General features: G+C 73.8%; 9 protein-coding genes. 5 read left to right on the forward strand and 4 right to left on the reverse strand.

Annotation, left to right across the window (positions count from 1 at the left end; all coding sequences use genetic code 11):
* The first annotated feature begins 206 nt into the window (after positions 1-206).
* The gene (locus ACN261_RS02250; RefSeq protein WP_425848153.1) at positions 207-2204 is read left to right on the forward strand and encodes a hypothetical protein; all 1998 of its coding nucleotides are present in this window, start codon (positions 207-209) and stop codon (positions 2202-2204) included.
* Between the two features lie 106 nt (positions 2205-2310).
* Here ACN261_RS02250 and ACN261_RS02255 read toward each other — a convergent pair whose 3' ends face one another.
* On the reverse strand, positions 2311-3021 hold the full coding sequence (locus tag ACN261_RS02255) for a lysophospholipid acyltransferase family protein (protein ID WP_421483747.1): 711 nt from the start codon (positions 3019-3021) through the stop codon (positions 2311-2313).
* A 150-nt stretch (positions 3022-3171) separates the two neighbouring features.
* Entirely contained in the window at positions 3172-6318 is a 3147-nt protein-coding gene (gene ileS, locus ACN261_RS02260; protein ID WP_425848154.1) for an isoleucine--tRNA ligase, read from the reverse strand.
* 319 nt (positions 6319-6637) lie between these two features.
* Between ileS and ACN261_RS02265 the strand changes: the two genes are divergently transcribed.
* From ACN261_RS02265 to ACN261_RS02275, 3 genes are read left to right on the forward strand one after another with little or no spacing between them, the layout of a single operon-like run.
* Positions 6638-7648 carry an ABC transporter ATP-binding protein gene (locus tag ACN261_RS02265; protein ID WP_425848156.1) on the forward strand — a complete coding sequence of 337 codons (1011 nt, stop codon included), beginning with the start codon at positions 6638-6640 and terminating at the stop codon, positions 7646-7648.
* Positions 7645-8415: an ABC transporter permease gene (locus ACN261_RS02270; protein WP_425848157.1), complete on the forward strand. Its 771-nt coding sequence runs from the start codon at positions 7645-7647 to the stop codon at positions 8413-8415. The genes ACN261_RS02265 and ACN261_RS02270 overlap by 4 nt, the downstream gene beginning before the upstream one ends.
* A gap of 10 nt (positions 8416-8425) precedes the next feature.
* Complete coding sequence (locus ACN261_RS02275) at positions 8426-9214, forward strand: ABC transporter permease (RefSeq protein ID WP_425848159.1); 789 nt, start codon at positions 8426-8428, stop codon at positions 9212-9214.
* A 10-nt stretch (positions 9215-9224) separates the two neighbouring features.
* Here ACN261_RS02275 and ACN261_RS02280 read toward each other — a convergent pair whose 3' ends face one another.
* Positions 9225-10007: an alpha/beta fold hydrolase gene (locus ACN261_RS02280; protein WP_425848160.1), complete on the reverse strand. Its 783-nt coding sequence runs from the start codon at positions 10005-10007 to the stop codon at positions 9225-9227.
* 140 nt (positions 10008-10147) lie between these two features.
* Here ACN261_RS02280 and ACN261_RS02285 point away from each other — a divergent pair, with 140 nt between their 5' ends.
* Complete coding sequence (locus ACN261_RS02285) at positions 10148-12592, forward strand: glycogen debranching N-terminal domain-containing protein (RefSeq protein WP_421483753.1); 2445 nt, start codon at positions 10148-10150, stop codon at positions 12590-12592.
* Positions 12593-12625: 33 nt separating this feature from the next.
* On the opposite strand, the gene ndk is transcribed toward ACN261_RS02285, so the two are convergent.
* On the reverse strand, positions 12626-13051 hold the full coding sequence (gene ndk, locus ACN261_RS02290) for a nucleoside-diphosphate kinase (protein WP_204926261.1): 426 nt from the start codon (positions 13049-13051) through the stop codon (positions 12626-12628).
* Positions 13052-13059: the final 8 nt, after the last annotated feature.

The raw sequence follows: 13059 nt of genomic DNA on the forward strand, positions 1-13059 counted from the left end.
GCCCAAGGGTACGCGTCCACCGGCGGACGGCTCGCCGCACCGCCGGCCTGCCCGCTCCCGTCACCCGATGCACCGTCGTCGGTCGGCCGGGCGGCGGAGACCGCACCGGCGGGGTGCCGGGCCGGCTGTGCGAGGCTTCCCGGTCGGCGGGGGGCCGGGGGCGGCCGATTGGTCGAGGTGGCGGCCCGGTACTAACCTCGCAACCGGTGCGAGAGGAGATTGCCGCGATGCCGGAGCCGCAGCCGGGAGCAGACCGGCCGGCCGACGGGGACCGTCCCGTCCCGGGTCGGCAGCAGGATCCGGTGGTCGCCACCGGTCCGGCCGACCTCCCCGTACCGCCGCCCAGCGGCCCCACCGACCCGGCGACGCCGGCTGCGGAGCCCGTTCCGGTTCCGCCGGTCGACCCCGCCGCCCCGGCCGGCGACGCCACCGCCCCCGCAGAGCCGGTCGACCTCCCCACCGCACCGGAGGCCCCGACCGACCAGCACGACCCGGTCACGCAGGACGACCCCACCGCACAGGACGACCCGGTCACCGACGACGACTCGACCGCGCAGGGCGACGCGGCGACGCAGGGCGACCCGCCAGCACCCACCAGCCCTACCACTCGATCCGGCCTGCCGGAGCCGGCCGGCACGCCGGAAGCGGCCAGCGCGCCGGAACCGATCAGCCCGGCGGGCCAGGGCAGCCCGGCGGGTCAGGGCAGCCCGGCGGGTCAGGGCAGCCCGGCGGGTCAGGGCAGCCCGGCCGCATCCACCGATCCGGTGGAGTCGGCGGGGCCGGCGCGGGGGGTCGCACCCGGCCCGGTCACCCCGGCCCGGGGGTCGGCCGCCGTTCCGGGCCGGACCACCCCGCCCGGCGCACCGCACCGGCCGGACGCCACCCGGGTGGAGCAACCCGACGCCGGGTGGCCGGAGCAGCGTCCCGACCCGACGCGGATCGAGCGGCAGCCCGACGACACCCCGGTGACGCAGCGGCCGGACGCCACCCGGGTGGAGCAGCACCCGGGCGGGCAGCGGCCCGACCCGACGCTGGAGGAGCCCGCGGTACCCCGGTGGAGCGGTTCCGCCGCCGTGCCCCCACCGCCGCCGCGTCGCCCCGCGTGGGGCGAGTCGGTCCAGTTCGTGCCGCTTCCGCCACCCCCGCCGCCCCCGCCGGAGCTGCCCGAACACCGCACCCCGGTCGACCCGTGGGCGGGTGTCGACACGGGCGGCTGGGACGTGCACCATCCGGAGCCGGCGGCGCTGCCGTACGCGCCACCGCCGACCCGTCCCTACCCGACCGACGTCGACCAGCCGCCACCCGCCGCCGCGGCGGTCCTGCCCCACCAGCACACACCGACCCCGCCCCGCCAGCACACACCGACCCCGCCCCGCCAGCACAGCCCGGCGGCGCCGTACCCGTCGGCGGCACCGGCCGCACCGGCCACCCCCTCGCCGACCCGGCCGTACCCGGTCACGCCGGTGCCCGCCGCGCGGCCGGCACCCCTGCCGCCGGCCCGCCCGGTGTCGCCACCCCCGGCCCGCCCGGCGTCACCGCCGCCGCAGCCACCGCCCGCGCCGCCCCGCACGCCGAAGCAACGGCGGGTCCGCCCGCAGCCGCCCGCCCCGCCGCCGCAGCCACCGCCCAACCGGCCGCCCAAGGGGTACGTCCGCCGCAAGCGGCGACGCTGGCCCTGGGTGCTGCTGCTCAGCCTGGTCTGCTGCTGCGGCTGCCCCGCCTGGTTCGGCAAGCCGGCCTGGCAGCAGTACCCGGCCGACGCCGCCCTGCCCGCCCAGGTGGCCGACCTGACCCTGCGGTCGGACTCCGGCAGCGAGGTCGACAAGCTCAAGACCGAGGTACGCAAGGCGAACCTGCTCGCCGAGGACATCTACGCCGGGATCTACAGCACCTCCGACGGCAAACGGGTGATCGTCTTCGGTGACACCGGCTTCCGGCTCCGGCCGGAGTCCGACGCGGACGACGCGATGGTGCGGCTGACCGACACCTTCAAGCTGGGTACCCCCCAACCTGTCGACAGCGGCGTCCGGGGCCGGTACGACCGTTGCGCCACCGGCTCGTCCGACGGCACCGACGTGGTGGTCTGCACCTCGGTGGACCACGGCAGCAGCACCACGGGTGTGTTCACCAGGCTCTCGGTGGACGACAGCGCCCGGCTGCTCGCCACCATGCGCGCCCAGATCGTCATCCCGAAGCAGGGCTGAGCCCGGCCCCCGTACGGTGGCCGGGCCGGTCCTGCGGTCAGTCCCGCAGGTGGGTCAGGCGGTGCCGGTCACACCGGCCCGCGCCGGTCGGGTGCGGGCGCGGCGGTCAGGCCGGGGCGCTGCCGGCGGTGGGCGTACCGCCCGAGGTGGGTTCGGCGCGGCGGGGGGCGTACCGGGGGACGTACTCCTGGCCGGTCAGCTTCTGGATCTCGGCCATCAGCTCGTCGGTCATCTCCCGCAGCGAGGTGCGGTCGTCGGAGCGGCCGGTGAAGTCCAGCGGCTTACCGAACCGGATGATGATCTTCGCCTTGCCGGGGCGGGGAATCCGGGTGCCGATCGGCTGGACCTTGTCGGTGCCGGTCACCCCGACCGGGATCACCGGCACCCCGGCCGCCACCGCCAGCCGGGCGGTGCCGGTCCGTCCCCGGTAGAGTCGGCCGTCGGGCGACCGGGTCCCCTCGGGATAGACGGCGACCAGGTCGCCGCCGCGCAGCGCGGGGATGGCCGCGTCGAACGCGGACAGCGCGGCCCGGCCACCGGCCCGCTCGACCGGGATGGCCCCCAGGCCGGTGAGCACGAACTTGGACAGCGCGCCCTTCGGGCCGGTGCCGGTGAAGTACTCCGACTTGGCCCAGAAGGCGAGGTGCCGGGGAACGACGGTGCCGAGCAGCAGCTCGTCGGCGACGGAGAGGTGGTTGCCCGCGAAGATCGCGCCGCCGCTCGCCGGGATGTGCTCCAGCCCCTCCACGACCGGGCGGAACGCCAGCCGCATCGCGGGTCCCACGGTGAGCTTGCCGATGGTGTAGAGCAGCGGCACGGGTCCTCCGGCGGTCGTACGGTGAAACAGGCGGTGTCACGGTAGCGGACGGACGCCCGTAGGACCCAACGGGTGCACGCGCGTCCGCCTGCTGGATGGCGCGGGTGGTCGTGGGGTCCCGGCCCGCCGGGCCGGGACCCCACCGACGACTCACACCGGGCGGACGGTCACCGTCACCCGCTCGCCGTCGCCGACCTCACCGGCGAAGCCGTCGACGCCGTCGGCGAAGTCCACCGTGTCGGCGAGCACCTCCCGGGCCACGAACCCGGTGTACGCCGACACGGCCGCCCGGACCTGCTCGGAGCCCGACACCGACACCACGATCCGGTCGGAGATGTCCAGGTCGGCGTCCCGGCGGGCCTGCTGCACCACCCGGACCACGTCCCGGGCCAGCCCCTCGGCGGCCAGTTCCGGGGTGACCTCGGTGTCGAGCACCACCACGCCCTCACCACCGGGCAGCGGCGCGGAGTGCTCGGCGTCCGCGGCGACCAGGCGCAGCTCGTACTCGCCCTCGGCGAGGGTGACCCCGGCGGCGACGGGGGCGCCGTCGCGCAGCTCCCACTCCCCCGCCTTGACCGCCCTGATCACCTGCTGCACCTGCTTGCCGACGCGGGGGCCGAGTGCCCGGGGCACCACGGTCAGCACCTGCTGGCAGTAGCTGGCGACCTCCGCCGAGAACGCCACCTCCTTGACGTTGACCTCGTCGGCGACCAGGTCGGCGAACGGCCGGAGCTGGTCGGCGACCGGGGAGGCCACGGTCAGCTTCGGCAGCGGCAGCCGGACCCGCAGCCCCTTGGCCTTGCGCAGCGACAGCGCCGCCGAGCAGACGTCCCGGGTGGCGTCCATCGCCGCGACCAGGTCGTGGTCGGCGGGCAGGTCCTGCGCCGACGGCCAGTCGGTCAGGTGCACCGACCGCTCGCCGGTGAGCCCGCGCCAGATCTCCTCGGCGGTCAGCGGGGCCAGCGGCGCCACCACCCGGCAGAGCGTCTCCAGCACGGTCCACAGCGTGTCGAACGCGTCGGCGTCGCCCGACCAGAACCGGTCCCGGGAGCGACGCACGTACCAGTTGGTCAGCGCGTCGAGGTAGGACCGGACGGTGCCGCACGCCCCGGAGATGTCGTACGCGTCCATCTGCGCGCCGACGGTCTCCACCAGTTCCCGGGTCTTGGCCAGCACGTACCGGTCGAGCAGGTGTGTGCTGTCCACCCGCCGCCGGGCGGTGTGCCCGTCGGCGTTGGCGTAGAGCGAGAAGAAGTACCAGACGTTCCACAGCGGCAGCAGCACCTGCCGGACGGCGTCGCGGATCGCCGGCTCGGTGACCGGCATGTCGCCGCCGCGCAGCACCGGCGAGGACATCAGCATCCAGCGCATCGCGTCCGAGCCGTACGCGTCGAAGACGTGGTAGACGTCCGGGTAGTTGCGCAGGCTCTTGGACATCTTGCGCCCGTCGGAGCCGAGCAGGATGCCGTGGCTGAGGCAGTTGCGGAACGCCGGCCTGTCGAACAACGCGGTGGCCAGCACGTGCATGGTGTAGAACCAGCCCCGGGTCTGCCCGATGTACTCGACGATGAAGTCACCCGGGTAGTGGTGCTCGAACCAGTCCGCGTTCTCGAACGGGTAGTGCACCTGGGCGAACGGCATCGACCCGGACTCGAACCAGCAGTCCAGCACCTCCGGCACCCGGCGCATCGTCGAGCGGCCCGTCGGGTCGTCCGGGTTGGGCCGGGTCAGGTCGTCGACGGCCGGCCGGTGCAGGTCGGTCAGGCGTACGCCGAAGTCCCGCTCGATCTCCGCCAGGGAGCCGTAGACGTCGACCCGGGGGTAGGTCGGGTCGTCGGACTTCCACACCGGGATCGGCGAGCCCCAGAACCGGTTGCGGCTGATCGACCAGTCCCGGGCGTTGGCCAGCCACTTGCCGAACGAGCCGTCCTTGATGTGGCCGGGCGTCCAGTTGATCTGCTGGTTCAGCTCGACCATCCGGTCCCGGAACTGCGTCACCGCGACGAACCACGACGACACCGCCTTGTAGACCAGCGGGGTGTCGCAGCGCCAGCAGTGCGGGTACGAGTGGGTGTAGGTGTCCTGCCGCAGCACCACCCCCCGCTCCTTCAGCTCCCGGATCACCGGCTTGTTGACGTCGAAGACCTGCTCGCCCTGGTAGGGCGGGACCAGCACGGTGAACCGGGTGTGGTCGTCGACGGTGACGACGGTGGGGATGCCGGCGGCGTTGCAGACGTTCTGGTCGTCCTCACCGAAGGCCGGGGCGAGGTGCACGATCCCGGTGCCGTCCTCGGTGGTGACGAACTCCGCGCCGAGCACCTGGTAGGCGTTCTCGCCGGCCTGCTCGACGAGGAAGTCGTAGAGCGGGGTGTAGCGGCGTCCGACCAGGTCCCGGCCGTACACGGTGCCGACCTGCCGGTAGCCCTCCAGCTCCTTGGCGTACGCGCCGAGCCGGGCCGCGCCGACGACGAACCGTTCCCCGTCGCGGTCGAGCACCGCGTACTCGATGTCGGGGCCGACGGCGAGCGCGAGGTTGGACGGCAGGGTCCACGGCGTGGTGGTCCAGACGCCCAGCTTCACCGGCCCGCGCAGCAACTCCGGGGCGGACTCGTCGGCGGTCAGCCCGAACCACACGGTCAGCGTCGGGTCGTGCCGGTCGCGGTAGACGTCGTCCATCCGGGTCTCGGTGTTCGACAGCGGCGTCTCGCACCGCCAGCAGTACGCCAGCACCCGGAAGCCCTCGTAGACCAGGCCCTTGTCGTGCAGGGTCCTGAAGGCCCACATGACGCTTTCCATGTAGTCCAGGTCGAGGGTCTTGTAGTCGTTGGTGAAGTCGACCCAGCGGGCCTGCCGGGTGACGTACCGCTCCCAGTCCTGGGTGAACTCCAGCACCGAGGACCGGCACGCCTCGTTGAACCGGGCCACCCCGAGGTCGAGGATCTCCGCCTTGCTGGTGATGCCGAGCTGCTTCTCGGCCACCACCTCGGCGGGCAGTCCGTGACAGTCCCAGCCGAAGCGCCGCTCGACGTGCCGGCCGCGCATGGTCTGGTAGCGCGGCACCACGTCCTTGACGTACCCGGTGAACAGGTGGCCGTAGTGCGGCAGGCCGTTGGCGAACGGCGGGCCGTCGTAGAAGACGTACTCGTTCTTACCGTCGTCGCCGGCCGGCCGGGCCGTCACCGACGCCTCGAAGGTCTGGTCGGTGCGCCAGTGCTCCAGGACGCGGCGCTCGACGTCGGGCAGGTCCGGGCTCGCCGGGACGCCGGCGGCGGTCGGGTCGTGCAGCGGATAGCCCATCGGGGGTCGCTCTCCTCTGGCAGCTCACTCAGTCGTGGTCTGCGAGGACGAGCCCTGTCCGGTACGCCGTCGTCGACGCCCCGGGCCGGGCCCGCGGTACCACCCCGCTTGACGGTCAGGATCGACCGCCCGCTCGTTGGCCGGCTGTGACGGGCCGCCCCGTCCGGTTCTACTCGGGCCCTGCGGGCCCTTTCTTCCGGAGGCTCACCGGTGATGGCCGGGTCGTCGCCTGTACCGGCAAGGATACTCGACCTGTCCGGGTCACCGCCGCCGAGTAACGGGGGTGCGGGCGGCCGGGCCGACCCATAGATTCGCGGCCATGGGTGAGCACGCGATCGAGGCGGTGGGGCTGCACCGCAGCTACCGCAGCCGGACCGGCTGGCTACGACCGCAGCGCCGGGAGGTGCACGCCGTCGCCGGGGTCGACCTCGCGGTGGGCCACGGTGAGCTGTTCGGCCTGCTCGGCCCGAACGGCGCCGGCAAGACCACCACCATCAAGCTGCTCAACACCCTGCTGGTCCCGACGGCGGGCGCGGCGAGGATCTGCGGCTTCGACGTGGTCCGGCAGACCCGGGAGGTGCGCCGACGCATCGGGTACGTCTTCGGCGGCGACCGGGGGCTCTACGACCGGCTCTCCGCCCGGGACAACCTGCGCTACTTCGCCGAGCTGTACGGCGTGCCGGGCCGGGAGCAGAAGCGCCGGATCGCCGAACTGTTCGAGCTGGTCCGGTTGACCGGCCGGGAGGACGACCGGGTCGAGGGCTACTCGCGGGGGATGCGCCAGCGGCTGCACATCGCCCGGGGGCTGCTGCACCGGCCCCGGGTGCTGTTCCTCGACGAGCCGTCGATCGGGGTCGACCCGGTGGCCGCCCGGGAGCTGCGGCAGACCGTCGCCGACCTCGCCGCCACCGGCACCACCGTGCTACTGACCACGCACTACATGGCTGAGGCCGACGAGTTGTGCGGTCGGATCGCGGTGATCGCGGGCGGCCGGATCCAGGCCCTGGGCACCCCCGCCGAGCTGCGTCACCACGCCGACGGCCGGCGGGTGCTGGAGGTGGAGGCGTACGGGGTGACCGACGGGCAGCTGGCCGCCATCCGGGCCCGGCCTGGCGTCCGCGAGGTGAGCCTGGCGGTGCACGGGGCGGCGCAGGTCCTCGGGGTGCAGTCCGACGCGGGGGTGGACGTGCAGGCCGACGTGCTGCGGGAGCTGGGCGGGGTACGGCTGGGCCGGGTGACCGCCCGGCAGCCCACCCTGGAGGACGCGTACGTGGCGATCGTCAACCGGGCGGCGGCGCCGACGCCGGTGGCCGGGCCGGTGCCGGCGTGAACACCGTGCGGATGATCGCGGTCGGTGCGCTGCTGCACGTCAAGCAGCTCAGCCGGTCCCCGTTCGAGATCGCCATCGCGTTGTTCGTCCCGGTGGTCCAGGCGACCCTGGCGGTCTACCTGTTCCGGGCCGGCGGTGAGCCGGACCGGCTGCTGGAGGCGGCGGTCGGCGCGGGCCTGATGGGGGTCTGGTCGACGGTGCTGTTCGGCTCCGGCGGGGCGATCCAGAACCAGCGCTGGCAGGGCACCCTGGAGATGATCATGCTGGTGCCCCGGTCGCCGGCGTTGGTGCTGCTGCCGGTCACCCTGGCCACCGGCATCACCGGCACGTACGCGATGCTCGCCACGCTGGCCTGGGGCCGGCTGCTGTACGGCATCCCGCTCGACTTCGCCCACCCGGTGGCCTTCCCGGTGGCCGTCGCCGGCTGCATCGCCGGGCTGGGCATGTTCGGGCTGCTGCTGGCGTCCGGCTTCGTGCTGCTGCGGCACGCCAACGCGCTGGCGAACATGCTGGAGTACCCGATCTGGCTGGTCTCCGGGATGCTCGTGCCGGTCACCGCGCTGCCCGGCTGGACCGGTCCGGTCGCCGCGGTGCTGCCGACCACCTGGGGCGCCCGCGCGGTGCACGAGGCCGCGTCCGGCGGGCCGGTGTGGCCGGCGCTGGCGGTCTGCCTGGCGATCAGCCTGACCTGCCTGGCCGCCGGCTGGGCCCTGATGACGTACGTCGAGCGCCGGGCCCGGGTCACCGCGACCCTGGCCCTGGCCTGAGGAGGCACCGGTGGGCGCGCTGCTGCGGCTGGTCGGGGTGGGCGGGGTCATCGCCTACCGGGCCCTGTTCAACTGGACCACCCCGTCGATCTTCGTGGGCACCCTGCTGGTGGGCCCGCTGTTCCAGCTCTTCTTCTTCGCCTACCTGGGGCGGGAGTTCGGGGTCGCCGACGACCGGTTCTACATCGTCGGCAACGCGGTGCTCACCGCCGCGCTGGCCTGCGTCTACGGCGGCACCATGGCGGTGGCCAACGAGCGGCGTTTCGGCACCCTGGGGCACGTGCTGCTCTCCCCGCGCAGCCGCACTGCCATCTTCCTCGGCCGGGTGCTGCCGTACGCCGGCAACGGCCTGCTGATCGCGGCGAGCACGCTCACCGTGGCCGCGCTCCTGCTCGGCCTGCGGGTCCCGGCCACCGCCCTGCCCGGCCTGCTGCTGGCGCTGGCCACCGCCTCGCTGGCCTGCGGTTTCTTCGGCCTGACCCTGGGCGCGCTGGGGTTGCGCTTCCGGGACGTCTTCCTGATCTCGAACGTGGCGGTGGCGCTGCTGCTGCTGTTCACCGGGGTGAACGTGCCGGCCGACGACCTGCCGGCGGGCATCCGTGCGGTGGGCGCGGTGCTGCCGATCACCCATGCCGCCGACGCGGCCCGGCGGCTGGCCGGCGGCGCTCCGCTGGGCGACGTCCTGCCGGCGATCGGCGCGGAGCTGGCCGTCGGGGTCGGCTACGCCGTGCTGGCCGCCGGGCTGTTGACGGTCTTCGAGGCGGAGTCCCGTCGCCGCGCCTCGCTGGACACCCTCTGAGCCGGCGGCGCTAGCCGGTGACCTCCAGGTAGCGGTCGACCATCGCGTCGACCTGCGCCGGCACCTGGAGCTGCACGAAGTGCCCGGAACCCACGGTCTGCCCGATGAACGCCTGCGGGGCGAGTTCGGCCAGCCGGGCGTAGTCGGCGAACGGGGCGTTGCTGCCCACGAAGAGCAGCGGGCGGTCCCAGCGGCGCAGGGCGGCCACGTCCTGCTCGGCGGCGATCCAGTCGGCCAGCCCGGCGATCGGCGCGTACGCCACCTCGGTCGACGGGCGGGCGGTGGCCGCCACCACCCGCTCCACCAGGCGCGGGTCGGAGTACGGCGGGAAGTACGACCTGACGATCGACTCCCGGACCGCGCCCGAGGTGTCCTCCCGCAGCGACGCCGCCACCTGGGCGATCGCGGCGGCGGAACCGGGTGCCCCGGCCACCGCGGAGTCGAGCAGCCCCAGCCGGGTGAACCGGTCCCGGTCCCCGGCGGCGGCCTGCAGCGACCAGACCCCGCCCAGGCTGTGCCCGATCACGAAGACCCGGCGCAGGTCGAGCGCGGCGGCGAAGGCCCGCAGGTGACCGGCCATCGCGGTGACCGCGTAGCCGTCGGCCGGGGGCGGGCTGGCCCCGTGGCCCGGCATGTCGACGGCGATCACCCGGTCCTGGCGGGTGGCCAGGTGCCGGGCCAGGGGTGCCATGAAGTCGTGGTCGCAGCACCAGCCGTGCACCAGCAGGAAGGTGCTCCGCCTGCCGTGCCCGTACGTCCAGTACCGCATCCCGGCGGCAGTCTGCCCGTCCATCGTCGAACCCTCCCCGGTGTTTTCGCAGGTAGTGGCGTCCTTCCACTTAAGCGCGCCCGGTCGGACAGGGCACGGCGTATTGTTCCTTTTGGCACACCTGGACCTTTTCGGGTGGCGCAGCGGTGGGACGGGAGCGGGCCGTGGACGGGCGGATCGACGAGTTCTTCGCCGCCCTGGCCGCCGACGGCCGGGGCCGGTTGCCCGTCGCCCCCAGCGGACTGCTCCGCTTCGACATCGTCGCCGAGGGCGGCGAGACCGCCACCTGGTTCGTCCGGCTCGACGGCGCACAGATCCGGGTCGCGCGCACCGGCGAACACCCCGACTGCACGGTCGAGGTCCGACCCGAGGCGTTCGTCCGGCTGCTTGCCGGCCGGGACAACATGGTGTCGATGCTGCTGCGCGGCGACGCCTCGGTCGCCGGCGACCTGGCGCTGCTGTTCACCTTCCGGCGGCTGCTCCCGGTCGCCGCCGACAGCGTGGGCACCGAACCCGCCGCCGAACTGGTCCCCCACACCGCCTCCGGTGTCATCGGGCTGCACGAGGTCACCAGCGTCTTCGCCGGCAACATGTTCATGATCAGCGGGAAGAACGGGGACGTGCGGGCCACGCCGACCTCCCCGCTCGGGCTCTTCTCCTTCGACACCCGGTTCCTGTCCACCTGGGCGCTGACCATCGACACCGAGTCCCTCTCGGTGCTCTCCGTCGACGACGTCGCCACCTACGAGGCGAAGTTCGGGCTGGTCCCCGGCGAACCCACCCACTACGTCAACGCCACCACCTCCGTGCTGCGGCACCGCTGGGTCGGTCCGGAGTACGAGGAGGAGATCACCCTGTTCAACTACGCGCCCGAACCGGTGCGCTACGTCGTCCGGCTCGACGTGGGTGCGGACTTCGCCGAGGTGCTGGAGGTCCGCGACGGCTTCCGCCGGGCCCGGCCGGTGACCGTCACCATCGCCGACGACGCGCTACGGCTGCACTACAAGCGGGCCGGCCTGCACCGGGAGACCGTGATCACCTCCAGCACGCCGGCCAGGATCGACGAGCACGGTCTGACCTGGACGTTCACCGTCGACCCCCACGGCACCTGGTCCACCCGGCTGCGGGTACTCGCCCTCCTGCGCGACCTGCACCGCCGTGACCTGCGGGAACGGCTCACCAGTTCGGTGGGGCGCAGCCAGCACCAGCGGGGCCGGGACATCACCGAACGCACCGCCGGGGTGCCCCGGCTGCGCGCCGACCACAAGGCGCTCCAGCGGGCGTACGAGTACGGCGTGCGGGACCTGGCCGCGCTGCACTACCCTGGGCTGAACTTCCCGACCGCGCTGCCCGCCACCGGGCTGCCCTGGTCGATGGCGCTGCTCGGCCGGGAGAGCCTGGTCAGCAGCTTCCAGGCGCTGCCCTTCATGCCCGAGCGGGCGGTCAACACGCTGCGCATCCTGGCGCTGAGCCAGGGCGTCCGGCACGACCCGTTCCGCGGCGAGCAACCCGGCAAGATCCTCCAGGAGAGCCGGTACGGCGACTCCGGCGCGTTCAACGACACCCCGGAGTCGGCCAGCTTCAGCGCCGCCGACACCACCGCCGCCTTCGTCATCCTGCTCGACGAGTACGAACGCTGGACCGGCGACGCGGAACTGGTACGCCGGTTCGAGTTCGAGGTCCGGGCCGCCATCGGCTGGCTCGACCACGACGCGGACCGGGCCGACAGCGGCTACGTCTGGTCCACCCGCCGCCCGACCCGCACCGGGCCGCAGAACGAGAGCTGGCGCAACTCCGCCGACGCGATCTGCTTCGCCGACGGCCATCCACCCACCTACCCCCTGGCGATCTGCGAGATCCAGGGGTACGCCTTCGAGGCCCGCCGCCGGGCCGCCCGGATGGCCCGCCGGTTCTGGGACGATCCCGCCTGGGCCGACCGGCTCGAACGCGACGCCGCCCGGCTGCGGGAACGGTTCGACCGGGACTTCTGGCTGCCCGAGCAGGGCCACTACGCGGTGGCGGTGCAGCTCGACGGCGTCCCGCTGGACTCCCTCACGTCCAACATGGGGCAGCTGCTGTGCACCGGCATCGTCGCCCCGCACCGCGCCGAGCAGATGGTGGCGCACCTGATGTCCCCGGCGCTGTACTCCGGCTGGGGCATCCGCACCCTGGCCAGCACGGCGGCCGACTACAACCCGCTGGGCCACCACACCGGCGCGGTCTGGCCCTGGGAGAACTCGCTGATCGCCTGGGGGCTGCGCCGGTCCGGGTTCCGGGCGCAGGCCGCCCGGGTCGCCACCGGGCTGCTCGACGCCGCCCGGCACTTCCAAGGCCGGCTGCCGGCGTACCTCACCGGCTACGACCGGGCCACCACCCACGTCCCCGTCCCGCACGGGTTCACCGACAGCCCGTACGCGCCGTCGGCCGGAGCGCCCCTGATGCTGCTGCGCGCGCTGCTCGGGCTGGAGCCGTACGAGGACCATCTCGCCGTCGACGCCGCGGTCCCCGAGGAACTGGGCCAGATCGAGCTGCTCGACATCAGGGGCCGCTGGGGGTACGCCGACGCGCTCGGCCGGGGTCGCCCGTTCCGGGACCGCCCGGTCCCCTAGCGCGCCCCCGGCCGCCGGCCGGGTGCCCCGGGGTCAGCCCAGGGCGGGGAACCAGAGCGCGATCTCGCGCTTGGCGCTGTCGGTGGAGTCCGAGGCGTGCACCAGGTTCTCCCGGTTGGACAGCGACAGGTCACCCCGGATCGTGCCGGCGGCGGCCTTGCGCCCGTCGGTGCTGCCGATCATCGCCCGGACCACCTCGATCACCTGGTCGCCGGAGAGCACCAGCGACACCAGCGGCCCGCTGGTCATGAACGTCTTCAGCGGCGGGTAGAACGGCTTGTCCACGTGCTCGGCGTAGTGCTGGTCGGCGAACCCGCCGTCCAGCGTCCGGATCTCCAACGCGTCGATCCGCAGGCCCTTGCGCTCGAAGCGGGAGATGATCTCGCCGACCAGGCCACGGCGCACCGCGTCGGGCTTGATCAGTACGAGGGTGCGCTCATCCGGGCTGCTGCTGGACACGCTGGGTT

This window comes from Micromonospora sp. WMMD723 (assembly GCF_049863385.1).
GTDB lineage: Bacteria > Actinomycetota > Actinomycetes > Mycobacteriales > Micromonosporaceae > Micromonospora > Micromonospora wenchangensis.

What these genes read in the sequence shown, in the direction of transcription:
- ileS (WP_425848154.1), bottom strand. Translation starts at nt 6,318, where the DNA reads ATGGGCTATCCGCTGCACGACCCGACCGCCGCCGGCGTCCCGGCGAGC.
- ACN261_RS02265 (WP_425848156.1), top strand. Translation starts at nt 6,638, where the DNA reads ATGGGTGAGCACGCGATCGAGGCGGTGGGGCTGCACCGCAGCTACCGC.
- ACN261_RS02280 (WP_425848160.1), bottom strand. Translation starts at nt 10,007, where the DNA reads ATGGACGGGCAGACTGCCGCCGGGATGCGGTACTGGACGTACGGGCAC.